The following is a 26,159-nucleotide window of genomic DNA, read 5'->3' as shown; positions in this document are numbered from 1 at the left end:
AGTGCAATCCCCGTGCTACATCTGCACGTTGAACAGGTTACCGATTTTGTATACAACATCGTCTGTATCCGCGTTAATGCTTGCCGCTTCGTTAATGCTGGAGATGCTCTCCAAAGCTTTGATGTCGGCGTTATAACCAATCGTGTAGATTGGCACTTTGTACGTCTCAACCAGATCACGAATATCCTTCAGTGTATGACCTTCGTTGGTCTCTCCATCACTTAGGACAAAGATCAGTGGTTTCACATTTGGATTGGTAGCCATATAATCTTCAAGCATCTTCATCGCCACGACGATCCCATCAAAGGTTGCCGTACCGCCACCCGCTTGCAGGCTATCCACCGTACCAACAAACATCGACTGCTGATTCGTATCATACTTGGCAATTGGCAGATTCACCGTTACTCCACTAGAGTAGGAGACGAGGCCGATGCTGTTATCTGTGCCAAGGAACTTCTGGCCTTTGCGCAATGATTCCTTGAGTCGGTTCAGCGGTTCGCCGTCCATACTCCCGGATACGTCGGTTACAAATACGGCGGCAATCGGTTTACTGCCGTTCTTTTTCTCTTTCCATACTTTCTGAGCGGACAACAAGGTGCCACCATCCACTGTGTTCAATTCAGACTTGTAGTCTTGCAAGCCGTTGAAGCCGAATTCCTCAGCCGATTGCTGATACTTCGCTTGGGTTACGAATTCTGCATACTTCTTAATGATCTCTTGCTTGTTCTGCGGCAGTTGCCCCAGTGCATACAGCGGGCTGTCATGTCTTACGCCAAAAGGGGTAAAGACATATCCACTTTTCAGATCTGCGGTGTTTACGTAAGTCTGGTACTCCAGTACAAATGCGTCCAGTCGCCCTGACTTGGCTGCCTCACGCATCTGAATGGTTGTGGACGCCGTAAACGGTACGTTCGCTTGGAACTTCTCAAAACCCTCAATCGCTTTCTCACCAAGCGGATTGGAGCTGTCATATGTGTTGAGTGCCGTCACGAGAAAGTTTAGGCCCGTGGAACTGGCGAACGGATCGGTGTACCCCATCGCGAGCTCATTGTTGGCAATCGCTTCGGTCACGGTTTTTACATTAACCGATCCGTACGTGTCGACCAGCGCATCATATTTGGCTTTCGAGATGACGATACCAGGAACGTTCCCCACCAGTCTTTTGGATACCAGGTCTGTCTTTACTCCGCTTGCAGCTACCATCTCGCCCCATAACTCATTCGAGGGAGTGTACGCATCAGGCACATATTTACCAGACTTAATATAATCAGCAGCCGTACCGGATGCGATATTACGTAATTTCACTGAAACCTGTTTGCCGCCAACGGTAATGTTAGCCTTGTTGAACTCTTCGGTGACCTCGGTCAACCAGCCATCTGCTCCGGTTCCCGCCTTTTCAATGGAAGAAAAGATCTCTACATAATCATTCGTTGTATTCTCGACCGTGATCGGAAATTTGGAGATGTCCGGCAGTGATTCAGCCACATCCACCGGATCGAGATCAATCTGTCCCTTCACAGGTTCAGCCGTTGCCGGCGCAATGTCCGCATACAACTTGCCTAACTCTTTGCCTGCATTCTCTGTCGTTACCTGTGTACTGGATTTACCAACGTTCGACGTCAGCGTAATCCCTGCATATACGAGGCCAAACACGAGTACCAGCATCACGATCGATATAAAAAAAAACTTTCCCTTCTTAGCCATACGTACAACCCCTCACTGTCTGTATAATTTGGTGTGCTTGATTAATTGGTCAATTTCTTGCATACATGGCATTTGTTCAATATCTCCTGCTTCAAAGCTGTCCAAGCGGGAGATTTCCAGCATCAATTGGTCAAGCTTCAAAAGAATTTCCTCATTGGTATGAAGCGAGTTTTTCACATAGCTCAGATAGTCGTTATATACTTTGGTCTTTTCCTGAAAGAGCTTTTGGGGAAGTGTAGCGGATTTGGACTTCATCAGGCTGGCGTACTCCGCTTCATCGAACACATTGAGTCGGTTAAGTACACTTCGGATGTTGAGGTATAACAGCTTCTCCACCTCGAGGGTGACCGAAGCAAATTTCTTGTAACTCAGTTCCCCCGGATCAAATCGCTGATTCAACACGTTCAGGAGGGTTTCTTTCTTTTTCTTCATGCGGCTTAGTTGAGACAATCCCAGTGTGATATCTTCCTCAAGTACTTTAATGCGTCGATAAAAGGATAACGCTTCCACATAATCTTCATGGGTTTCGATATTCTTCACGGGCAAGACTACAGGCTGTCTGAACAACAAGGTGTAGCTTCCATAGAAGAGGGCCATCACGCTGCCGAACAGAAATGTCACCGAGAGCGCTGTTGTAAATGCTCCCCCGCCAAACTCCAGTCCGATGAATCCTGGTGAGAACAATAGAACATTCATGACCACAACGCCGAAGATCAGCCCCAGCAGTTTTATGTACTTTATCATGTAAATCATCAGACCTCCTTTCGCGCTATGTGCTGGACCTTTATGTCGATATTTACCATTGGAACTTTATTTCATTGTACATGATGTTGCCGCATTCGGGTGGATTTATATGGATATTCATAATATACGTGGCTTGGGCTTATCCCATTTCATCTTTAGAGGGACAACGTGGATAAGATTTTGTAACCTCTGGGAAATGAGCCTGGTACCCTTGAACAATCGGTGGCGGAAAAAGAAATGTTATCAGGTAATACGTGGAAATTTGCAGTGCGTGTCATTTTTTATATAGGGCTTATTCGATACGATAAAAAACAAAAACACCCCGACGCCTGCGCCGGAGTGATGATGTTGTTGTCTAATCTAATTCAGCTTGAATAAATTCCGAAGCGGAATTTCCAGTTCCGGATATAACACCGATTGAATCGTTTCTTGCTCCGTGTACAGATGACGGTTCTGGTAACTGCCTTCTTCCAATGTGTACACATGAACGGTCTGATTGCCAGGGTCTACAATCCAATATTCATTCACACCATATTTCTGATACAGATTAAACTTCTCGTTAAAATCCTTCAGCGCAGTTGATGGAGACAATACTTCTATGATTAGAGACGGTGCACCTTGACAGCCGTTTTTGGTTATTTGGTCTTTGGAACAGACCACCGATAAATCCGGTTGGACAACATGATCAGGTACGTCATACTGTTCATTCTCGCTGAAATACACGTCAAAGGGAGCAACAAAGACGATACATTTCCTCTGAAAAAAAGTACGCAAGGAGAAGTGCAGCTCACCCACAATAAACTGGTGTAATGAGGTGGGGGCTGGAGACATATTGAAAGCTTTGCCGTTAATTAACTCCCAATTCCCCTCCCAAGTTAACCAATCCTGAAAACTATAGATGCCTTTATTATCAGGTTTTGCCACACTTCCATCCTCCTCTTTTACCTAATCAGCATTTTACTATTATTATACCATTGTGTTTGCCCAATTTCATACAATGCCTCTTTTACGAAAAGATAGATTCCGGTTTGCTGCGCGTTGTACGTACCTCCACCACTTTTCCGGCACATCCGTTGTCGTCCAACGCTTGGAATGCAACTCGCACACTGTCTTTACCTGACGTAACCGTCTGAGGGATGTCATAGGTAACGAAGAACACTTCACCGATCTTGTTCATATGAATCCGCTGTTCACCGATCACATTTCCATCGACGGCGATACTAAATATTCTTTCATGCCGTGTTCCTTCCCGTTCAAAAGGAGAATGATCCCCGCCCCAGTATGCCACGCATACATAGTTCGGTGCAGAACCATCCACCGCCAGCTGGTAGCTGAAGTAAGCCCCGCTGACACCATATGCTTCTCGCCACATATGCAGCTTGTTGCGGCTGTCTGTATATGAACCGTTATGCTGTTCTGCACGGCAATTGCTATCCAGTTGATGTCCAATCTCATCCTGCTGACCGTCAGGTTGCACCCTGTCGATGGTGATATCATTCAATTCCTTCTCCAGTGCATTCCCTTCATCGTTGAACGGCCAATAGACCGTATAGAACTCATGATGCACATCATAGAACGGGATCAGCCTCACCGGATTGCCGTCCGAGGTGACATCCTTGCTGATCTCAAACGTTAACGTACTTGCGTCTACAACCTTGATCCATTCACGCACATCCTCCTGCTCTGTCCAAATTACAGGTACAGGTGCGGTTTTGGGGTTCAGTGCCGTTTCGTCCACGATGGTATCCTCGGGCAGCCCTTCGCTTCCCAGAGCCCCTGCCAGTACAATTGGGCCGTACTGGAATGCCACCTTGTGTGCATCGTCCCTGGACGTGTATTGGTGGAGCGACATCGGCAGCGTGATGGTGATGACATCGCCAGCGGTCCATGTACGCTCGATGTCGAGGTATCCGGGTTCCATCCGGGTATGCGGATGGGCCGTATCCCCGTTGACCGTTGCCGTCATTGGCTCCTGCAGCCATGAGGGCACACGTAGTCTAAGATTGGCCGAGGCGCTGCCTTCGGTGATCGTAAGGGTTACCTTTTCCGAATAAGGAAAGTCGGTTTCGAGCTTCAGCGATATGCCTTGGGATCTCCAGTCCAACTGGGAAGCAATATACAGGTTAACGTACAGATCCTGCTCATCCTCGAAATAGATCGCCTCGGCGTATTTGCCCGGGTTCTCCATGCCAGATCCTGTACAGCACCACCAGGCGGTATCGTGAGTACCGTAGATTTTGTAGTGGCCTTGCAGTGTTGATGCAAAATACGTTTTGTTGCCTGTGTCCGGGTCCTGTGTGCCCAGGATATGGTTGTAGATCGCATTTTCATAATAGTCCATGTATGCGCTGTCGGGATTCCAGGTGTAGAGCTGCTTCGTCAGATGCATCATGTTGTGGGTACAGCAACTCTCTCCGGTTTTAATGCCCAGACTCTCCATGCCTTTCGCTTCATAATGCTCCGAAATGCTCGTTGCACCAAATACATAAGACCGATGATGGATCGTGGTATCCCAGAAAAACTCCGCCGCTGTCCGGTAGCTCTCGTGGTTATGATCCTGGTTATAGATTTCGGCTGCACCGATGACTTTGGGAATCTGCGTATTCGCATGTTTGCCCTGAAGATCGTCCTGCTTGTGTTCCAACGGTTCGAGGATCAATTGATGTGTGAATTTGTTGGCTATCTCAAGATATAAAGATTTCCCGGTGATTCCATACAAATGTGCAAACACTTCGTTCATACCGCCGTGTTCACATAGAAGCATGACCTGCATCTGTTCTTCTGTCATCGGGCTTAGACCGTCCACCGCCCAATCAGCAAACCGTGTTACCACCTCAAGGGCTTGTTGATTGCCCGTTAATTTGTAGGCATCAGTCAGACCACGATAGATTTTGTGCACGCTGTACCAAGGCACCCAGTATTCGCCGATGTTAAAACCACCAATATGCTCTGCCCGAAATGCAATACGGAAAGCTTCTTCGGACAAGCCGCCGACATACCCGCTGCCCGTTGTCAGCTGAATGGATGCAAGCTCGTTGATGGCATAGTCCAGCGTTTGCTTTAACGTTTCATTACCTGTCGCCTGATAGGTCACAGCCAGGGCAGACAGATAGTGTCCGAGGGAATGTCCGCTAATCGAGCGTGCCTCCCAACCCGCGTATCGTTCCTTTTTCGCCGATAACCCATGGGCCTCAAAACATGGTGCCAGAAAACGATCAATGTCCAGTGATAACAAATACTTTTCTCCAACTTCCTGTGACGTTTGAAAAACGCCATTTAACAGATCTACATGCTCCGGTCCCAGAAATCCCGTTTTGGTTTCAATCATTCTACTAGCTCCTCCTCGGTATGTAGTGGATATTTAGAAGTACTTATATAATTGTACAAAGGGTAAAATCCGTGTTGAAATTCATGTGTCCCTTACGAACTTTCTTCATACAGGCCTTGAATATCCTCATATTATCAAATAAAATACAACTACATCAGACTCATAATCCAAGAAAAGGTGGAGAAATCCGTCCTATGCAAAAGCCATTGGAACATTACCTGTGCGGCAAGTTCATAACCGAAGGTAATTGGAGCCACATGAAGCGCAGCATGCCTGTTCACGAGGTCATTTTGATGTTGGAAGGCGAGATGTACATTGCGGAGGAGGACGAGCAGTTCGTGATTCGTGCAAATGATCTGCTGTTTCTGAGAGCTGGACGCACCCATTACGGCTATCAGGTTAGCGATGCTCCCGTCAGCTTCTACTGGGTTCATTATGATTCGATTGAGAAAGAGTTCGACCAGTATCCCACCCATGCGACTATTCAGGTTCCGTCCACCGCCAATCAGCTGTTCAAGCAATTGCTGCATAGTTCATCGTTCTCACCGGAAGAAGCAGACGCGGCATTGCTGCTGCTGCTCAAAGAACTGGAACGCAATACACAGGCGGGTTATCGACCGCACAATGCGATCGTTGACCACATCTGCAAGTGGGTGGATATTCATCTGCATACCGACATTACGGTTGGTAAGATTGCCGAGACTTTTAATTTTAACAAGGACTATATCTCCAAAATGGTAAAACGTGAGAAAGGCATTGGGCTCAAAACCTATATCCTCACGGAACGGATTCGCCGGGCCAAGCAGATGCTGCTCAATACCAATGCCAGTGTGAAAGAAATTGCGGGGCAATGCGGTTTTTCGGATTACAAACTTTTCCTGCGCATGTTCAAACAATACGAAGGCAATACACCCACCGAATATCGCAATAATTTGTATTCCACACAGCTCAATCGCCTATAATGAACCTTATACGTGCGAACCTTGGATGTGCTTGTGCGGATTATACCAACTCATAGAATTTCATGAGTCATATATAGAAAATTTGAATTAATCCAGTACCATTGGGTGTGATACAATTCAAGTCAACTATATCTCTTATCAAACCAAGATCAGAAGGAGAACTTGAGATGACAACGGCAGTAAAGATTCATCCCGCTACAGAAGCTGACCATGAAGAAATTGTACATATTCTCATTGAAAGTTACTCCGAGTACCGGGACACGTTCCAAACACAGGAACAATGGGAACATTATTTGAAGGACATTCGGGAATCGCCGAGCAATCCTTATATCAAGCAATTATGGATTGCCAAAATTGATAATCAGATTGTCGGAACGGTGCAATTGTTTGAGACAGCGCATAAGGCTTACCCGAACTTCGAGTTGCCTATTGATTATCCGTTTATTCGACTGTTGGGTGTTGATCCCAAATGGAGAGGTCACGGCATTGCCAGAGAACTGCTTCAACAATGTGTTGAATCTGCCAAAGACATGGGCAAAAATACGGTGTATTTATATACGGGCGGCCAGATGGTCAACGCGATCCGATTATACGAACGTTTCGGTTTTGTAGAAGACCCGGAATTCAGTTCCGAGAGTGGTGGAGGCAAAGCAATTTGCTACCGTTATGATTCATAATTCTCGCAAATGGTAATAAGCGTGGATAACACAAAAAGGGTTGCCCATAAGTCATTAATACGACCGAGGGTATCCCTTTTTAGCGTTATTCTAATCTAAAGAATTGGAATCGAGCAGCAAATGCTATTCGCTCCATTTTCCACACTATTAACAGCCGATTTCCAACAGAATTTTTGCATGGCTCTTGTCGGTCATACCTTTACTTTTCTTACAGCTTCGCTCATCTCAATCGTTTGCTGCCTCAGCAGCGTGGACGTTTGTGCCACCTTCTGGAACATGCTCGACTGCTCCCCTGTTAAGCGATAAATGTCATCTGAATGATCTGAAACGCCGGATGAAATTTGCGAGATGGTGTTGACCGATGCTGCCGCTTCCTCGGAACCCGCCGATATCTCTTCCGCTGCTGCGGAAACCTCCTGGATACGGCGTGTCACCACACGAAACGCCTCAACCATATGCGTGAAGGCAAGCTCTGCTTCTGCTGTGCTCGTCACCCCCTGGCCGATCTCTTGCGAGGTAACATCCATCTGTGATCCGATATGCTGGGACTCCTTCTGAATACCGAGCAACAAATCGGATATCGTCTGCACAGATGTGCTTGAAGCCTCCGCCAATTTTCGTACTTCATCCGCTACAACGGCAAATCCCTTCCCATGCTCCCCTGCATGAGCGGCTTCAATTGAAGCATTCAGCGCCAGCAGCTTGGTCTGACTCGCAAAATCCCGCACCGTATGAAGCGCACCACCGATTTGCTGCGAGAAGTTGTTAAGCACTTGGACCATGGCTACAACTTCAGCAGATACAGCCGAAATGCTCTCCATCTGTTTCTTCATTTGCGTCATGCTCTGCTTACCTGATTGTGCCGTAGCAAGTGCAGTTGTTGCAGCGTCGGACACGGCTGTAGAGGACTCTGAAATATCGGTAATGCCTTTTGCGATCTCTTCCATCGCATTAGCGCTGTCGCTAGCACCTTGCTTCTGGGTATGTGCTCCCTGTCTGATCTGCTGCACGGACTGGTCAACGCTCTTATTCATCTCAAGCATGTCTTCTGCATCACGATTGAATTGCTCCGTTGATTCCGCGAGAATATCAGTGGTTACCGAAACACCCTCGACCATGTCGCCGATCATTTTATTTAAGTCCCCAGACATATGAATCATCGCCTTGAATGTGCTGCCAATCTCATCCTCACTCTGCAGCCGATAGGCTGTCAGGATTCGGTTAGCTTCCGCCAGCTCACCTTGCGCCATTTGTTCGACGCTTGCCTTCAACGGTTTCAGCGGTCGCAGGCCTCTTACGATGAACCACAATACAACCGCGATGCCTGCAAGCGTAATGAATAATAACAGGGCATACAGCGGAATGCTGGATTTCATAATATCTGACTCAATACTTCCAATGACCGACACAGCCGTATCAATTCCAATCACACCTGTCAAAGCTCCATTACTGTCCAAAATCGGAGCGTATGAGGAAATATATTCACCATACTCCTCATTATGAATGATAGGGGAACTGGCTGTTTTCCCTTGCAGGAGCTTTTGGACTGCATCACCTGGGATATCCGTCACTTCATTGATCGGTGATGCTTTATCTGCATCTTTCATGCCGTCCACCATAATGAGAGGTGTGCCTGTATCATCTATTTTTACAAAATACACATACATCGCACCGATGCTCACACGAAAATCATCCAGCTCATTACAAATCTTCAAGAATGCGTCATTTTCCTTGGGATCTTTGGCAAATTCCACATACGGCTCTGCATCCAGCTGTTTCACATAACTCTCGGCAATTTGAATATTATAACTCGATATGGCCTCCTGCGCGGCTAGCTTCATATTCGCCAGCTGAAGCAGCATGCTTCCCGCAGATATAATCACAATGACCAATGTAACAATGGCAACAATGCGAACAACCAAACGTTTCTTGAAAAAAACGACCATCCAATCCTCTTCCTCTCACACCTGTATGTAAGCCTTTTCGACTACGACTACCCAAAAACTACATGCTTGAAGCACTATGTAATGTGAAAATAGTATATGAAGTTGTCGAATTAGGCAAGAAAATATCGGGTCACCCACAGGAAGATGATTTCCAGATAACGGCCTTCTCCGAGTCTAATGCTTTGTCCCTTTCCTAATCAGAATGCCATTCATCGATAAACAGACAAAACCAGCTCTCACTTCCACCTTAATCGGAAAAGAGGCTGGTTTTGAACTGTCTTAATTTTTTCGATTAACTTTAGATAGAATCGCCGTTATTGATCAACTTGGCCTTGATCAAAAGTCTCTGAACAATCGCCGCAGTTTCGGCCCGAGTAAGCTTGCCTGTCGGCATCAAACCTTCTTCTGAGCCCTCCACAAGTCCGTTATTCACAGCTGAGGCTACTGCCGACTTGGCCCAAGAAGAAATCGCCGTCTGATCTGCAAACGGAGATAGCACAGACTCCACATCTGCCCCTTCCGTTTCAATCGATGTGAGTTTCATTGCCCGGGACATAATCACCAATGCTTCCTGACGACTAATCGTCTGAGCAGGCGCAAATGTCTGGTTCTGGTAGCCTTCGATCAAACCGTATTCCACAGCCTTCGCAACAGCTCCTGCATACCATTCGCTGGACTTCACATCTATGAATGTGGTTTGGCTTCCATTGTCGGCCAATCCCAGCGCGCGCACCATAATCGCTGCGAATTCCGCCCGTGTAATGACCGCATTCGGATTGTAATGATTCTCATCTATCCCCTTGATGATCATTCGTGAAGCCATATCGTTTACAGCCTGTTTCGACCAATGACCTTCTACATCCGCGAATGTCTTTGGATGCCAAATCAGCGAGTAGTCGCTATTGGTAAGGCTGTTCACGACCGCATAATATTTCCCTTCTCTAGTCGTGATGAACGTAGGCACATGACGAACACTGCCGTCTGGATTGAGCACCGTAGCCGTTGTCACCCTGCTTGGATTAAGACCTGCGGGAAGTGGAATTTCTCGTTCCACATAACTGCTGAATTGTTCTACGTTTACCGTTTTGCCATTGTAGGAAGCCGTTACATTAAAAGTGACTGGTGGAGCTACAACAGCATAGTTTCCTTGAACAGCTGCCTTCTCTGCAAGAAGGACCGTAGCCTCATCACTCTTGGCAATCTCTACACGAACGACAATGTCGGACAGTTTGACCTGTATCCCAAGTGTCGAGGAAATCTTGTCGATGGCTATTTGCCCTGCAGGAAGTTTGTAGATTCCGCCTGGCGTTTGAACCTCCAAAACGGCTTGCTTGGTTTCCATGCTCTTCACAGCATCGCCAGTCAATACCACCGATACCTTTTCCACATTAGTAGTCACGGGAATGACTACGGTGGACTTGTCTGCTGCTTGCTTCAGCTGATCAACCAGTTTGGCTTGATCGACTGTGACCCTCAGTACAGTCTTACCGTTCTCTTTAGTGAGGGAACCTGTCGCAATCTGATCTTTCAAGACACCATCGACGATGATTTGCAGACCAGCAGGTTTCTCAACTGTTGTTGTGCTTGAGTTTGTTGAAGGCGCACCAGAGTTATTTGAATTGTTGGAAGTACTACTCGTCCACTTTGCGTATAACGTCACATCAGATATTACTTTATCCGTTGCGAAGTTCCACACATTCGTTACCGCTACTTCCTTATACCATCCCGCAAACATAAAGCCAACCTTTGTTGGTTCTGTCGGAGCACTTATCGTGGTGCCACTGTTCACCTGGGTAAGCCCAGGAACTGTGCTACCTCCCTGCGAATCATACGTCACTGTGTATTGCACCGGTCCATCATTAACCGTAACCTTACCAGGCATCAGTGTTTTTTCCATTCCAACCGCGAACGAGTTAGCTATGGAGAAATGGCTCAATTCTTCCGTTTCTACTGTTAATTTCTTGCTCCCTGTTGTTGCTCCACTTTTGATCTTGAAGCTGACGGTGAACAGTTTTTCTCCCGATGCAATCGGTGTGTCACCTGCATCGCTGTCTGCCCACATCGCTTTCAACCAACCTGCTACGTTATCGAAGTTGGAGTCGAAGTTATTGCCCGTTTCCCCTTCAATCTTCGTTACTTCCAACGCTTCTGTATCAAAATCAATTTGTATTCCATAGGCTCCGATTCCATATGTTGAGTTGGCTACGGAGACAGGTACTTTTACCGTAGTTCCGGGCGTTCCGCTCACCGAGCCGATCTGAATCTCTGCTGCATGACGCTTCCATGTTGCGTATAGCATCACATCGGACGTTACCATATCCGTTTCGAAGTTCCAGGAATTTGTGCCTGCTTCTTCTTTGAACCAGCCTGCAAAGGTATAACCGGCCTTCGTCGGCGCTGGCGGTTCGCTAATCGTCGTTCCACTACTCACATTGGCAGTGCTGTCAATAACGCTGCCTCCCTTTGAATCGAACGTAACGGTATATTGTGCCAACTGAACAGCCGTCCATGTTGCGTATAGCGTCACATCGGACGTTACCCTATCTGTTGCGAAGTTCCAGACATTCGTGCCTGCTTCCTCCTTGAACCAGCCTGCGAAGGTATAACCGGCCTTTGTCGGCGCTGGCGGCTCACTGATCGTTGTGCCGCTGCTTACATCTGTAATGCTGCCAACGGCGCTACCTCCCTGTGCATCAAACGCCACAGTATGCTTTACAGCATTAACCTGAATTTTGCCCATTTCAACCGTTGTCGACGAAAGTGTCCCCCCTTCATAGAGATTGTGCGTAGGTACACTCAGCGTCAGTTCCCCAGGCTGTGCGGTATCCTTGATCTTGAAATGAAGAGTGAATACCTTCGCTTCATCAAAAATCGAGTAGTTCACCAGATCAGCTTGTACATTGATAGTCCCATCACTGGAGAAATCCGAATTGAAGCTATCTCCATTTGAACTCACACCTAGATTATTCGTAATTTCATTTCCAGTCACAAGTTCCAACGAAGAAGTGTCAAAACCAATCGAAATATCGTATTCGTTGATGATAAGATTCGGTATCAGGTATACCTCCACGTCAACGGTATCTCCAGGGTAGCCTTCACCACCACTCACCTTCATCGAGTTAGAAGCTGGTGCACCAGCGCTGACAAACGTACCAAAAGGCAAGATCATACTAACCGTCAGTAAAATCGATATTAATCTCTTCCAAAGCATAAAATCAGCCCTTTCCTGCGGCAATGGCGAGAATCGCTTTTATATCCGCTTCGTCCCATTGTCCGTCGCCATTCATATCGAGCGCTTGCAACTGCTCCGGCGTCAGCGTGATCTTGCCCTTAATATGCATTGTCAACAACAGCGCATCAGCAGGCGTAACTACACCATCCCCATCCGCGTCACCCATGACAAACGACGTGTAATGCGCCGTGTAGGTAACATCCGCAGTTATCTTAGTAGCCGCTACCTGCTGACTGCTGAACTTCGTAACTCCACCGTCACTGCTCCATCCTGCAAATCGGTAGCCGCTTGCAGGCGTCACTGTTGGAACTGCCACCGGATGCCCACCAATTGTCACCTGTTCACTCGTTCCGCTGATCGTGCCATGAGCGCCTGATCCGTAGCTGACAGTAGCAACTTGCGGTGTCGTATCACGAATTGAAATGTCCAGCGTCTGGGATGTTCCTGCGCTGAACGTGAAATTCAGACTTGTCGTCCCTACTACTTGTGTCGCTAGATACGCCTTTTTGATGGTAACTATATTACCGCTAACTGTGTAGTCCTCGCCTGCAGTCAATAAGGATGCCTGATTATCAATACCGGTTAACATGTTTCCGTTCAACGTCAGCGTAACATTCACATTGACATAACCCGCTGATGTAGTATTTTTGTCGAAGTTTTCCTCCAACGGATTGATCATGCTGTTTGCTTCCACTATTTTCTTTAATATAATGCCATCTTGCCCAACCACCACAAAGGTATTGTTACCATAGCCTACACTGTTAAGCTCTTCCTGCCTGTCGCTCGCTTGAGTTGTCCAATTCGTACCATTCGTTGATGTTAAGAGTAACCCACTTTTTCCTGCCGCTATAAAAGTTCCATTGCCGTAACCCACGCCATTAAGCGTGTTCGCTGTCCCGCTTGCTTGCACGACCCAATCCATTCCGTTGACAGAAGTCAGGATTGTCCCGGACTCACCAACTGCCACAAACTTTCCACTTCCGTAGCTTAATTTTTTCAGATTCACCTGGGAACCGCTCGTTTGGAGCGTCCAGTTCTCCCCGTCAGGCGAAGTTATAATCGTTCCTCCCACCCCCACCGCCACAAACCGATCATGTGCGTATATCGTATCATTTAGCGTATTCGATGTAGGACTCGTAATGGAGGCCCAGATTACTCCGTCAGCCGAAGTCCAAACTTTACCGGCATTACCTGTCGCTACAAACTTCCCAGCCCCATAACTCAAGCCATATATAGCATCTGTCCAGGTTGACGCCCTGTTTGCCCAGACTGTTCCGTCCGTCGAAGTAAGGAGTGCCCCATTAAACCCCACCCCTACGTAAGTGTCATTACCATACTCGATATTTGTTAAACCAACGGAGGAGTCGATCAATTTTCTGTCCCAGAATGTACCGTCTGTAGAGGAAAACAACTCTCCGTAAGGACCGACCGCTACAAAATGGTTATTAATGAAACTAATTTCTCTGATGGCTTGCCTGGAGCCTTGAAGCCGATTCGTCCATATCGTCCCATCTGCCGAGCTAAAGAGGGCTCCCCGAATGCCCACTGCCACAAATTTGTTGCTGCCATAGACAACACCGTTAAGATTATTGCCCGTGCCGCTAGTCTGCACTTGCCAGCTACTGGCTGAATCGGAAGAAGTGTACACCTTACCACCATGTCCTACCGCCACGAACTTTCCGTTGCCATAGCTGACATCAGAAAAGCCCTCTGAAGCGGAACTACCTTTATTTTTGCCTATTGCCCAGGTCCATGATGAATCCGAGATAGATTGCGAATATACGATAGCTCCCTGGTTATCAACTGCCACGAAGCGGTTGTTCCCATAAGTCACGCCGATATATGAATCTCCATTGGTGCTGTTGTACGCCTTCCAGGACACTCCATCTTTCGAGACAATCCTCGTACCAGATAAACCAACAGCAACAAACCAGTTTCCACCATAGGTTACGTCCCAGAGATAGCCCGTTGCGCTACTGGTTTGGCTAACCCAGGTGGAACCATCACTTGACAGCAGTATTAATCCCGCTTCTCCTACTGCCACAAATTTGCCGGCACCAAAAGTAACACTCAACATATTGGTATTCCCCACCTTTTGACTTTGCCAGGTCACTCCATCGGTTGAGGTGAGAACCGTTCCACTGCTTCCCACTGCCACAAATCTCCCATTGCCATATACAACGCTATACAAAGTGAATAACGTATTGCTCTTGGGACTCGCCCAGCTTACACCGTCTGTGGAAGTAACAATCGTTCCATACTCGCCCACTGCCACGAAGATGTTATTTCCATAGGCCACCGTGTTCATCGTCTGAGACGTCGGCAGAGGACTTCGAAGTTCCCATGCGGACGACTCGGCTATTGCATACTGCGGAACCAGCATTCCTACTATTAGGAACGCTAATATCACCGAGATCCATTTTCTGAATGTCATCATCTTTTCTTTCACTCCCCCTCATTTTGCTCCCATCCCAAATCCGTTGACCGCTGTCCGATATCTATCAATCAACAGCATTAGTCTAGCAAATTACTTCTCAACATTTTCACAACATTCCACCCATAAAACGACAAAAAAAGGGTCTAAAGGCGTAAACCTTAAGACCCATACTTTTTTTGTGATCGGTTTTGTCACACTCTAATTTTCCTCCAGCAGCATTCGCTTCTTCAAAGCCTGCACATTTCCGACTCCGCCCAGATCTCCCGCATGCCTCAAGGAGTCAATGAGTAGATCGTAGTAACCCTCCCGACTGGGCTCCAGATCGATCAGCTTTCGAAGCATCGCTATCCGTGGCTCGTTCGTCGCCCCATTCAGAGCATTCGTCAAGTAGGACATCAGGATGGAACGCAACTCGATTCGGTAAGTATCCGCCCATTCATAATGCTCCATCTCGAAGTAATTGCCGCTATATAGATGAAGCATGTCCTTGGCTTCGGTTCCGGCAACTCCCCTCTTCATTCGACCAAGCAACTCTTCAAGATCGCTTCGGATAAACACCGGATTAATCCAGTAGCGCTCGTCGCCGTACCTTACTACTTCGCCATAGCCCACCGACTTAAACAGACTCCGCAAATAATACAGGGAAGTGTGCAACAATTTTTGCCCGCGCTCCGGCGCATCATTCGGCCATAAGTTTTCCAATATGGCGTATTTGTAAACGGGCTGTCCGCGATGATGCCAGAGGAATGCGAATAACTCCTTCGTTTTCTTGGTCCTCCACGTTAATAGCCTTCCGTTTGCAGCATACAGCTCCATGCTGCCTAGTACTTTAAGCGAAAGCAATACCTTACCTTCAACGACAGTGTCCAATTCGCTTGAACCAACGTTGGCAACTCCCCTGTCAAGATCTAGAGGACTGCTACTTAGAATCCGATTTTTGGCCTGGAGATTGGAATAACGGTGCAGTGTCCTGGCCAGCTTGTCCTTGGCGACCGGTTTAAGCAAATATCCGATGGCGTCGGTGTCATACGCATCAATCGCATACTGATCATGTGCCGTTACAAAAACGATCTTAGCAAAGGGAAAGCACGCAGTGATCTCCTCCGCAACCTCCAGCCCGCTTACTCCAGGCATTTCGATATCCAAAAAGATTAAATCCGGCTGCAGCGCGCCACATTGTTCGAGCGCTTCGGCGACCAGCTGAAACCTGCCGACAACCTTCACACCGCCAACTTCGGCCAGCATAATATCCATGACGTCAAGCGCGATCTCTTCATCATCGATCAGAATGGCTTTCCACATAAGGCTCCTCCGTCAAGTAAATTGTAATTCGGGTTCCTTCGCCCAAGCGACTATGAATCTCCAGAGTCCGCCCGTATCTCATTTGTAGCCTGCGGTTCACATTACCAATGCCGATTCCCCCAGTCTTGCCTTGCTCCAGTAATCTTAGCGTTTGTTCGTCCATTCCACCCCCGTCATCCTCGACAACGATCTCCACACCGTTAATGCTACGGGTGACAATAATGTTCACGGTCCCTCCTTCAGGCTTCTGTCCGATCCCGTGACGGACGGCATTTTCGACTATAGGCTGGAGGGTAAGTGGGGGCACCATACCGTGCGCATCTTCATCGATTGTGTAGCTCACGTTCAGCCGTTGACCGAAGCGAAGCTGCTCAATGGCAAGGTAGGCGCGTACCAATTCCAGTTCCCTCTCTAACGGTACTGCATCACCCTGGAAGATAAATGTGAACTTGGAGCGGAGATAGGTGGTCAAATGGTGGATCGTTTCCCGCAGCTTGTCCACGTCCTTATAGCTGAGCCCAACTAGTGCATTTAGGCTATTGTACAGAAAATGCGGCGGAATCTGGGCCTGCAAAAAGTCCATCTCCCGGCGTACCGCCTGCTCAGAGGAGCTTTTCATCGCCAGAAGCGATTGCACTCGTGCTCTAAGTTCTGCCAGCTCAAAAGGCTTCTGCACAATATCATTGGCCCCTGCTGCAAAGGCTGCCAGAATATCCCCCGTCTGCCCCGAAGCGGTCAGCATCAGCACCGGAAGCTCAGCCAGCCCGTGAATCGACCGGATGTCCTTACAGATGTCCAATCCCGATACGCCGGGCATCATCAGGTCGAGTAGAACAAGGTCCGGCTTCTTGCGCCTTAACACCCCCAGTGCCTCTTCGCCGCCTCCCACAGCCGTATACGTGTACCCCATGGAAGCTGCCACGTCCATGGCGACCTTCAGATTGGAGGGTTCATCGTCGACAATCAGAATATGGAGCGCCTCATCTGGCACCTCCACAGCTAGCTGAACCCTAGGGAGCAGCGCTGGGTTCTCTTCAGGCTTGATATGTGCCTCACACTCCGTATAATTCTTATACTCGTTATGTCCAGCGTATTCAATAGTGGCCGCCACCTGGTTCTCCCCGCGCCGTGCAATTGGCAACATGAATGTAAACCTGGAACCTTTGCCGACCTCAGACTCTATCTGCATATGTCCGCTCTGCAACTCGACAAGTTGCTTCGATATGCCAAGCCCCAGTCCAATACCGCCCCGCGAATGCGCACCCTGCTCATTATATTGAAAGAACGTCTGAAACAGGTCGTCCATGATCTCCGGAGGAATACCCCTTCCGGTGTCGCTAACGGATATCGCCAGCATATTAGCCCTTCTCTCCGCTGAGATGGAGACCGTTCCACGATCCGTATACTTCAATCCGTTCTCCAACAAATTATGCAAAATCTGCCGAAGCCGGTTCTCATCAGCCATGATAAGAGGTAGATTGGGAGGCAGCTCATTTACAAGCCTGACTCCGCTCTTAACGGGCGAGATCGATAAGGTCTCCATAACAAAATCGGTTGATATGTAAAGGTCTACAGGTTTCGTTTGCACGGAGAGTTGACCGTACCGAATCCGATTCATATCAAGGATGTCATTCACCAGTCCGGCAAGTCGCCTTCCGATCAGGTGAAGCAACCTGACGTTCTCACGATGCTCCGCTGCAAGCGGTGCTTCTTTATTCTCCAGCAGGGCTTCAGACAGATTGATGATACCATGTAAAGGCGTGCGAAGCTCATGCGACGTTTTGGCCAGAAACTCATCTTTTTGCCGGTCATAGATAAGCAATTGATCAGCCAGGCGTTCACTGCGCAGGAGAGCCTCACGAATCCGGTCCCCCATCAGGAATGATTGTGACAACACGACTAGCAGTAGCGTAACGATGATGTAATACGGGCTGTCCAGCGCCAATTGATAACGGGTCAGTGCGAAAATCCAACTAATAATCAAAAAGAACACACCAAGCAAAATATAGTAAATTCTGACCCCGTGATGGCGATTGCGAAAAATTGAAGCAAAGATAAACCCGAAGGCCACTATCTGCAAAAATACGCCAGGCCACAACAGATACAAAAGGTGATCATTGGGAAACCCAATCAGTAAAACCAGATACACATAGGAAAACCAGCGAACTCCCCTGAACAAATATCCGCTTCTCTCGTTTAGATAAATGCGTACATAGTGAATGAAGAACATGATCGCCAGATACGGAAGAATGAAGAGCAGCTTCTGCAGCAGCAGAAACGACATCGAGGGAAACAGAGTCGCCATAACGATCTCGTTGTCGATGCTGAAAAACAATCCTAGTGTCAGACAGAACAAGCTAAAGAAAATTAGATAAGGCTCCCGCCGCCATTGCCTGAACATGCCTGCAAAATAAATGCCAAAAACGAACAACGTGGTGATAACGATGACGTCAGCCATTCGGGCATTGTCCCGCCGGGTCATAACATCCGTTGCCAGTCCAAACTCAGGTGCTTGCACAAGTCCACCTTGCAAGTACCGATAGCTCGACACCTGGACAAGAATCTCAATGGTCCGGTCTTCGGACTTGATCATTCCAAAGAACGGAAAATTGCTGGGCACAAATTCGGCTGCCGATAATCCGGGTTGTCCAGTACCGCCAAGCTCCTCGTCTTCCATATAAATACGACTCGCCATCCGAATCTTTTTGGCTCTAAGTCCATAATCCTCGGGATCGTTTACCAACAGTCGCAGACGGTACGTCCCCGCACCATAGCCGCTTTCCGACACTTCTCCCTTCCATCCTCCGGGAACAGGAAGAATGTGCGGTTTTAGTTGCTGATTCGCGCCCCGATTGGCGAAGTCGCTGGGTGTCAGCAGTTGATCCTTGTAGAATTCCCATTCCCCGCGAAGCGGGATGATCCCCTGTTCAGCAAAATCCCACTGTCTGGCATCCAGTACGCCTTCCCTCGCCTCCGGATAGTGCACGTTGGGATGAAGCCATTCATAGATAAAGATTGAGGTCGCTCCAGCAAAAACGCCGACCATACCAATTAGAACAAGTAATTGTCTTCTCATGACTGCGTATTCCTTCCTGTCATCGGAGAAAAGATTCGAAATAGATTTATCATATCGAAGTATTTCAAAAAAAACTATTAAAAAGCCTTCGACATTATCATAACAATTTTGATATCGATCGTCCGCTGATTGTATGAATTAAACATCTCACCCAACTCAAATGAGCTGTCTGCTTCTCGTTTTCGACAAAAAAACATCCTGACGCAAGCGCCAGGATGTTTTGATATTGTACAAATATTATACTCTTACAGGATTATAAAACCCGTCCCTTTGTCTTCCGGAATCGAATCAGAGACCAGAGAATCAGTAATACGAGTACAGTTAGACAGATGCTTATGCTGAAACGGTTGCCTTCATCAAACACGAACATGACTGCAATAACGCCGAGACACAGCACAGCAGCTCCAGTTACGTAAGGAAATCCCCAAACTTTAAATGTCGGTTGCACCGGATATTTTTTCCGCAGCTTCAGCTGTGAGGTGGCAATACAGATCCATACGAGCATCACGACAAACCCCGGAACCGCCAGCAGCACGCGGAAGAGCTGATCTTGTGCGAATAGCCCCAGCATGGAGCCCCCAAGCAGAATCACAGCACATACCAGCAGTGTATTTACCGGACTGCCGTTGCGATTCGTATGTGATAATGCCTTGGGAGCTTCACCACCTACCGCCATGGAATGCATCATACGGGATGCGCCGTAAATGCCCGAATTCGCAGCAGACAGAACGGCGGTCACCAGAATAAAGTTCATAATATGTGCTGCACCCGGAAGTCCCGTGGAAGCCAGCACCTGTACAAACGGACTGCTTTCAGGCCCCAGCTCATTCCACGGAATGAGCCCACAGATGATGAGAATCGGCAGCGTAAAAAATAAAATGATTCTCAGCATAAAGTTCCCTACAATTTTGGGCATCACCTTGTCCGCATTTTCCGTCTCCGTTAAGGTTAAGCCAATCAGCTCAGATCCTCCATACGAGAACATGACAACCAATAATGCTGAGAAGATCGATGACCATCCATTAGGGAAGAAACCGCCTGCTTGCGTGTAATTATGCAGATAAGGCGTATTGTCACTTGGAATGATCCCGAAGATCAGACCCGCCCCAAGGATAATAAAAATAATAATCATGGCGATTTTAATACCAGCCAACCAAAATTCAAATTCCCCAAATACCCCTACACTCAGCAGATTAATCAGTATAATAAACACCGCACATGCCAAGCTCAGCATCCACAGCGGTACTTCCGAGAACCAGTACTGCAAAAAGCTCCCTGCTGCGATGACCTCAATTACACAAACCGACAACCAGAGGAAACAATACATCCATCCCATGATAAAGGAGACTCTGCTGCCGAACGCTTCCTGCACAAAGTCTTTCATATTTTTGTTCTTGTACACTGTAGCCATTTCCGCCATCGCAGCCATGACAACCAGTAACAATAAGCCTGCAAAAATGTACGTTACAATGACTCCTGGACCTGCAAGTCCAATCGTTTCGGCGCTTCCTTTGAAAATTCCGGTTCCAATGACACCGCCCATAGCCATAAAGCTAATATGCCTTGGTTTAAGTTTCTTCTGCAATGTTCCTTCTGTCTGAGCCAATTCAAGTCCTCCTGATGTAAAAAACGTCTGTAATCTTCTGTTATGTTTTCTGAAACATAACTTCCAGTATACCCTATTGTTCATGGATCAGCCCAGCAGTTCCGTACGGCCAATTCATCCCAAACGAATGCTGACATGACCTATGTTTTATACCCCACAATGATACAAAGCAATCTGTATGCAATTCAATCCGTTCATTTGAATACATTCTACTCTTCTTACGATCTCCAATATGTATGATTTGTTGCAGTCTAGCACTTCGCGAAACAATCATTAAACGCAAAAAAACCAGCGGTCTGTATGCAACAGAATGCTGGTTTTCTGTGTTCCTGCTATGTTTACTGCCTATCGTGTAATTTATAATTCCTTCGTCATAAAAGCGCTGTTCGGGTCCAAACTATAATCTGCGAATGGCTCACAGTATACAAACCCAAAGTCCTCATACAGCTTACGCGCCGGAATAAAAGAATCCATCGAACCTGTCTCCAGACTGATTCGTTTATATCCCCGATTCTTGGCAACCTCAATAATATGGGCAAGAATTTGTCTTGCTACGCCTTTTCTCAGGTGGGCTGATGCTGTACGCATCGATTTCAATTCTGCATGCTCCGAATTCAATTCCTTCATGGCCCCGCAGCCCAGCAGCTCTTCCGCTTCCCATGCGCACCAGAATGTAATCTCAGGTTTCTTTAACCCATCCAGATCCAGAGCGTGAATGCTTTCCGGCGGCGAATCTGCTGCCATACCCTGCAAATGTTCTGCAATTAATCCAATGACTTGATGACCGCTCAAATCGTCTACTTTGATCTCCATATCTACCACTCCTGCCGACAATTTTGTTGTGTGTTGTTTACACTGAATACATGTCCAATGATTATATAGTACTACCATGGCAGGTTTTCTGACAACAGCTTCAAAAACACAAATGAAATGTCTATTGTGATACCCTTAAATTTCCATTATAGTGAGGCTATCTGATTACAAAGGAGCGAGGAATATTGCGTAGAAAGCATATAGCTAATTGTCGTACTGAGGTGAAGCAAACTTAATTTGTGAAAAGGAGACCATCATGACACTATCGACTGAAAATCTGTTTTATAGCAAACGATTGAAAATGACTCCGCCCCGTGCAGAAGATGTGCAGACCATGCTGCAATGGAATGAAGATCCCGAATATTTGCGAAATGTGGATACGGATATTGCCATTCCATTTTCGGAAAAGCAGCTTGAAGATGAAGGCGAGACGAAGGACAAGGAAGTTTACTTTCGGCTTCGAACGCTTGAGGATGAACGACTGATCGGATTCGTTGTCATTCACAGCATTGAATGGAACAACCGATGCGGACAACTTGCCATTGGCATTGGACTCGCAGAGCATCGCAACAAGGGATACGGCACGGAAGCGTTGAATCTTATTTTGCGGTACGCCTTCCATGAATTGAATCTGGACCGGGTCGGTCTTGATGTCATCGCCTATAATGCCAAGGGCATCCGTGCCTATGAGAAGGTCGGCTTTCAGTTGGAAGGTCGTGCTAGATCAGCCGTTTATCGTGATGGAAAACGCTTTGATCGCTTATTGATGGGAATTCTAAGACCGGAATGGGAAATACACAATCAGATCAATGTGGAGGGTGGACAAGCATGAATATGAATGCGGAAGTCACTGAATTTATCGAACAGATCCCGGTTCCCTGGCAAGCCGAGGTTGCAAGTAAACTGCGGGAGTTGGTACATGAATCCATCCCTGAAGTAGAGGAACGTGTGCAATATAAGAAACCGCATTTCCTGAAAAACGGTAAATATGCAGCGGTCATCTCCCCTTCCAAGCCGGCAGTATCCTTCACGATCTTCAATGCAACCGGACTTGAGCTGCCAGATGGGATATTTGAAGGCCCAGCGGAACGTAAAACAATTAAGATTAAGGAAAAAGATACGCCTGACTATGAGTGGCTGGCTGCACTTCTGACACAAGCATCCGCAGAACTTTAAGCTGGAATTGAGATATAAGGTGTCTCAGTTTCTTTCAACCGACTATAGCAACAAAAAGGCCAACCAGCATATCTGGTTGACCTAATCATACGAGGGGGCTTCCTAGAATGTTAATACATATGGGATAGCCCCTTTTGGGTATGCAGCTGTCAATACAAATTTAAATCGCATCTATGCAATAACAGATCATTAGAGTTCCCTCATCAGGATTGTTGATAAGTTACCGCCGTCATCTGACACGGCTCGCAAATGAACATGTAATACATGCCATCCCCGTATTCCTCAACCTCGTTCCAGTCCATTTGTCCAACGGCCCTCATCCTAGAAGAGCAGCATGGACAATTCGGATACTCCGCATCCTGAACCCATCCGGGATGGCCCCCAATCTGGGATGTAGAAGGCTCCATCGCCCACTCACTGCCATGGAACGCATGACGTGGTGCAGTCGCAATCCAAAACTGCCGGCCTGCATCCGGTGCAAGCTGAACATAGTCGTCCGGGTCAAGATCATCCGCTCCCATCGGCATCACATTATGCGCACTCCAGCACGGTTCACCTACTGAATCCATCTCCATATAAACGACGCCATAACAACTGCATATAACGCAAGTCTGCACTTGAAGCCGCTCACTATTCCATGCAACATCCTGCAGTGCTGGATGCTGTACATCCAGATCAATTAAGGTCGTTAACGGACCGCCACACCACTCACAGTTATCGGTACTGGTCAACAGCATGGAGATCGAATTGCCAATAGATGTGTCGTCAGCCCCTTCATTCTCTTTTACTTTATAGAGTGAATAACTTGGAGTGATAAATAAATCCCTGCGCTGGCCTTCATTCGATAACTCCCAACCGGCTTCGGTAGTATAGTGCTCAGGTGCGACATGCAGCTGATCTGCCCAGCGAGGCGGAGACTGCCTCCATTGCTGGAACTGACGTACAACCACTTCATCTCCAATATAGGCGAGCATGAGCAACAGATTATTCCGATTCTCATCATCGGTGTTCACCCGCTGCAACAGTTGATCACGTACTTCAGCCGAGGCGCTCTTATACAAAATGACAGGATAATAGATTTCGTGCTCCAACAGCTCAGGAATCTGTGCAGACAACGACGTATCATGGTAACAGACCAGATACACCAAAATATCTTTACCTGTATCGTCATCCCCCGTACGAATCAGTTGCATCGCATAATCGATCATGAGGGCTTGCTGCTCCGTAGACAAGGACAGATACACCTGTTCTTTGGAATGCTCGTATGCCACATAACGGATTAGTGGATCATGATCCTGACGTGTATGCATGATTTTCAAAATCTCCACAGGGTCCATGATTCCCTCATACAAGTCCACGTCGCGCCGATTGGCTTCAATGTATCTCTGATGTGCCTCGCGCTCCATCTCTTGCTTGCAAGGCATGCAGTACCCACCTGTTCTGGCAGCCGTTGCTGGCAAAATCGTATTTGGGCACCCCTCTCGTATGCACGGAATGCGTTCTGTCATCTATGGGTACCCCCTATGTTTTTGATCCTTCTTCACGTTCTACAAGCTCCATCATGTCGATCAGTGGGATGGTAGATTAGTGATGTCCCAGTTGGTCCTTCGTAAATTCATAAAATGCGAGCGCATCTTCGCTGCTGGCAAAACCCGCCTGAGCCATTTTTTCGCTGCCGCCACCTTTGCCCTGGTAGGCTCCGAGATTGCCCTTGAAGAAAGGTCCACAAGCCCACTCCGGCGGCTGCCCGTTCTGTGCTAATACAACTTTGGCCTCCGAGATGCTCGCAAAGAGTACAAGTCCCTCATGTTCTAATGTCAGCTTGGTCGCTAGACTCTGCATATCCTTGAGCGATTTGTCTTCAAAGATTTGGGCAATGACAAGCCCTTCCCGTGCAGATAAAAGCTCTTGTGCATAATAAGCGTCATTGGAAGATTTCACAGCGTTCAGCTCTGCTTGCAGCTGCTTTTGCTCTGCTTCCATTTTGTCGATCCGATCCGCAAGCTCTTCCCGGCTGGTCTTCAATTTGGCTGTAATTCCGGTCAGCACGCTTTGCGCGGCGCTGAATTCATTCAGTGCACGGTATCCGCATTTAAAATAAATCCGGGTGCCGCCCTTCACTTTCTCGGTTTTCAACAGTTTAATAATTCCGATCTCTCCTGTGGCTGACACATGTGTTCCACCACAAGCGTTATATTCCACGCCCTCGATCTCCACGATGCGAATATCTTCGGTTACGGAAGGCTGCTTCACCAGCGGCAGACGTGCCGCCTCTTCCGCAGTGACCCATGAACTGCTGATTCTGGCATTCCGGTATATCTGCTGATTAACTTCCATTTCAATTGCAGCCAGTTGATTCGCTCCCAGTTCGGCTGCCACATCGATCGTGATGTAATCTGTGCCCAGATGAAAGCTGAGCGTCATCGCATCTGCCAGCTTCAGCGTAATAGCCGACAGCAAATGCTGCCCGCTATGCTGCTGCATATGATCGAATCTGCGCTGCCAGTCGATATGGCAATCCACGTCATTCTGCTCCGTCGCACGCTCCAGTTTGTGCAGCACCTCACCATCTTCACTAATCACATCCAACACATCAATGCCGCCGATCTGCCCCAGATCACAAGGCTGTCCACCCCCATGCGGATAAAAAGCCGTCTCCGCCAGCGTGACATATATACCATCTTCTTTGTCCACTCTGCCTGTAATTTGTGTATGCCACTCCCGTGTGTACGCGGAGTCATAATAGATTTTTTGCGTCATCGAATCATCCCGATCCCTTCTCGTTCAAATGGCTGTCCATACTCTCCAGATTACACTATCTGGAACCTCCAAGCCAAATTTTCCGACTCACATCTTCGCTTTTCCATATCAAAAAAGACCGCTCTGTAAGCCAAGCTACAGATCGGTCTCCATACTTATATCCACTATCCACGTTAATGAAACGTTGGATATGGATTGAACCTTATAATTACACAAAAACGAGATGCAGTCATATTAATTTGGTATAGACACAAGAGCGAAACAGACAGAAAGGACCTGAAGAAGCGGAGCGTACTCCTTTATCACCGGATTTCTCCCTTCAGGGGAAAATCATTGAAATCCGGGGGTAAGAGAGATCGAAAGGTTTTCTGTCTGTGTAGTTCCTGAGTGTCTAAA

At 47.5% G+C, this 26,159-nt stretch carries 18 protein-coding genes; 5 read left to right on the top strand and 13 right to left on the bottom strand.

Annotation, left to right across the window (positions count from 1 at the left end; all coding sequences use genetic code 11):
• Positions 1–15: 15 nt before the first annotated feature.
• Both PTQ21_RS09870 and PTQ21_RS09865 read right to left on the bottom strand, forming a co-directional pair.
• Positions 16–1,704, bottom strand: a complete 1,689-nt coding sequence (locus tag PTQ21_RS09870) for a vWA domain-containing protein (RefSeq protein ID WP_079694997.1) — start codon at positions 1,702–1,704, stop codon at positions 16–18.
• Between the two features lie 12 nt (positions 1,705–1,716).
• Positions 1,717–2,448: a hypothetical protein gene (locus PTQ21_RS09865; protein ID WP_063566066.1), complete on the bottom strand. Its 732-nt coding sequence runs from the start codon at positions 2,446–2,448 to the stop codon at positions 1,717–1,719.
• 222 nt (positions 2,449–2,670) lie between these two features.
• Here PTQ21_RS09865 and PTQ21_RS09860 point away from each other — a divergent pair, with 222 nt between their 5' ends.
• Positions 2,671–2,826 carry a hypothetical protein gene (locus PTQ21_RS09860; protein ID WP_179132139.1) on the top strand — a complete coding sequence of 52 codons (156 nt, stop codon included), beginning with the start codon at positions 2,671–2,673 and terminating at the stop codon, positions 2,824–2,826.
• Here the strand turns inward: PTQ21_RS09860 and PTQ21_RS09855 are convergent.
• Together PTQ21_RS09855 and PTQ21_RS09850 are read right to left on the bottom strand one after the other, a co-directional pair.
• Positions 2,809–3,372 carry a Uma2 family endonuclease gene (locus PTQ21_RS09855; protein WP_079694995.1) on the bottom strand — a complete coding sequence of 188 codons (564 nt, stop codon included), beginning with the start codon at positions 3,370–3,372 and terminating at the stop codon, positions 2,809–2,811. The genes PTQ21_RS09860 and PTQ21_RS09855 overlap by 18 nt on opposite strands.
• An 82-nt stretch (positions 3,373–3,454) precedes the next feature.
• Positions 3,455–5,776: a beta-L-arabinofuranosidase domain-containing protein gene (locus PTQ21_RS09850; protein WP_079694994.1), complete on the bottom strand. Its 2,322-nt coding sequence runs from the start codon at positions 5,774–5,776 to the stop codon at positions 3,455–3,457.
• A 194-nt stretch (positions 5,777–5,970) separates the two neighbouring features.
• Between PTQ21_RS09850 and PTQ21_RS09845 the strand changes: the two genes are divergently transcribed.
• Together PTQ21_RS09845 and PTQ21_RS09840 are read left to right on the top strand one after the other, a co-directional pair.
• Positions 5,971–6,738, top strand: coding sequence for a helix-turn-helix transcriptional regulator (locus PTQ21_RS09845; RefSeq protein ID WP_101749457.1), 768 nt, complete (start codon positions 5,971–5,973; stop codon positions 6,736–6,738).
• 167 nt (positions 6,739–6,905) lie between these two features.
• Positions 6,906–7,415 carry a GNAT family N-acetyltransferase gene (locus tag PTQ21_RS09840; protein WP_072735062.1) on the top strand — a complete coding sequence of 170 codons (510 nt, stop codon included), beginning with the start codon at positions 6,906–6,908 and terminating at the stop codon, positions 7,413–7,415.
• Between the two features lie 191 nt (positions 7,416–7,606).
• Here the strand turns inward: PTQ21_RS09840 and PTQ21_RS09835 are convergent, their stop codons facing one another.
• The 7 genes from PTQ21_RS09835 to PTQ21_RS09805 all read right to left on the bottom strand — a co-directional run bounded on the left by PTQ21_RS09835 (position 7,607) and on the right by PTQ21_RS09805 (position 21,827).
• Entirely contained in the window at positions 7,607–9,361 is a 1,755-nt protein-coding gene (locus PTQ21_RS09835; protein ID WP_274569687.1) for a methyl-accepting chemotaxis protein, read from the bottom strand.
• A gap of 298 nt (positions 9,362–9,659) precedes the next feature.
• The gene (locus tag PTQ21_RS09830) at positions 9,660–12,572 is read right to left on the bottom strand and encodes an InlB B-repeat-containing protein (RefSeq protein ID WP_079694992.1); all 2,913 of its coding nucleotides are present in this window, start codon (positions 12,570–12,572) and stop codon (positions 9,660–9,662) included.
• A 4-nt stretch (positions 12,573–12,576) separates the two neighbouring features.
• Positions 12,577–15,030, bottom strand: coding sequence for a X2-like carbohydrate binding domain-containing protein (locus PTQ21_RS09825; protein WP_079694991.1), 2,454 nt, complete (start codon positions 15,028–15,030; stop codon positions 12,577–12,579).
• Positions 15,031–15,228: 198 nt separating this feature from the next.
• Positions 15,229–16,332 (bottom strand): response regulator, encoded by a 1,104-nt coding sequence (locus PTQ21_RS09820; protein WP_079694990.1) that lies wholly within the window; start codon positions 16,330–16,332, stop codon positions 15,229–15,231.
• Positions 16,307–19,408: an ATP-binding protein gene (locus tag PTQ21_RS09815; protein ID WP_079694989.1), complete on the bottom strand. Its 3,102-nt coding sequence runs from the start codon at positions 19,406–19,408 to the stop codon at positions 16,307–16,309. Before PTQ21_RS09815 ends, PTQ21_RS09820 begins: the two co-directional genes overlap by 26 nt.
• 253 nt (positions 19,409–19,661) lie before the next feature.
• Positions 19,662–20,957 (bottom strand): amino acid permease, encoded by a 1,296-nt coding sequence (locus PTQ21_RS09810; protein WP_079695373.1) that lies wholly within the window; start codon positions 20,955–20,957, stop codon positions 19,662–19,664.
• Between the two features lie 414 nt (positions 20,958–21,371).
• On the bottom strand, positions 21,372–21,827 hold the full coding sequence (locus PTQ21_RS09805) for a GNAT family N-acetyltransferase (protein ID WP_079694988.1): 456 nt from the start codon (positions 21,825–21,827) through the stop codon (positions 21,372–21,374).
• Positions 21,828–22,083: 256 nt separating this feature from the next.
• On the opposite strand from PTQ21_RS09805, the gene PTQ21_RS09800 reads away from it, so the two are divergent.
• Positions 22,084–22,659 carry a GNAT family N-acetyltransferase gene (locus PTQ21_RS09800; RefSeq protein ID WP_079694987.1) on the top strand — a complete coding sequence of 192 codons (576 nt, stop codon included), beginning with the start codon at positions 22,084–22,086 and terminating at the stop codon, positions 22,657–22,659.
• 2 nt (positions 22,660–22,661) lie between these two features.
• A complete protein-coding gene (locus tag PTQ21_RS09795; RefSeq protein ID WP_064641114.1) occupies positions 22,662–23,003 on the top strand; it encodes a DUF1801 domain-containing protein in 342 nt (113 codons plus the stop codon).
• A gap of 203 nt (positions 23,004–23,206) precedes the next feature.
• Here the strand turns inward: PTQ21_RS09795 and PTQ21_RS09790 are convergent, their stop codons facing one another.
• Both PTQ21_RS09790 and PTQ21_RS09785 read right to left on the bottom strand, forming a co-directional pair.
• The gene (locus PTQ21_RS09790) at positions 23,207–24,511 is read right to left on the bottom strand and encodes a DUF1963 domain-containing protein (protein ID WP_079694986.1); all 1,305 of its coding nucleotides are present in this window, start codon (positions 24,509–24,511) and stop codon (positions 23,207–23,209) included.
• A gap of 76 nt (positions 24,512–24,587) precedes the next feature.
• Complete coding sequence (locus PTQ21_RS09785; RefSeq protein WP_079694985.1) at positions 24,588–25,763, bottom strand: alanyl-tRNA editing protein; 1,176 nt, start codon at positions 25,761–25,763, stop codon at positions 24,588–24,590.
• Between the last annotated feature and the right edge of the window lie 396 nt (positions 25,764–26,159).

It is taken from the genome of Paenibacillus marchantiae, assembly GCF_028771845.1.
GTDB lineage: Bacteria > Bacillota > Bacilli > Paenibacillales > Paenibacillaceae > Paenibacillus > Paenibacillus marchantiae.
Note: the sequence above shows the minus strand (reverse complement) of the source record. Positions and strands in the feature narration are given on the sequence as shown.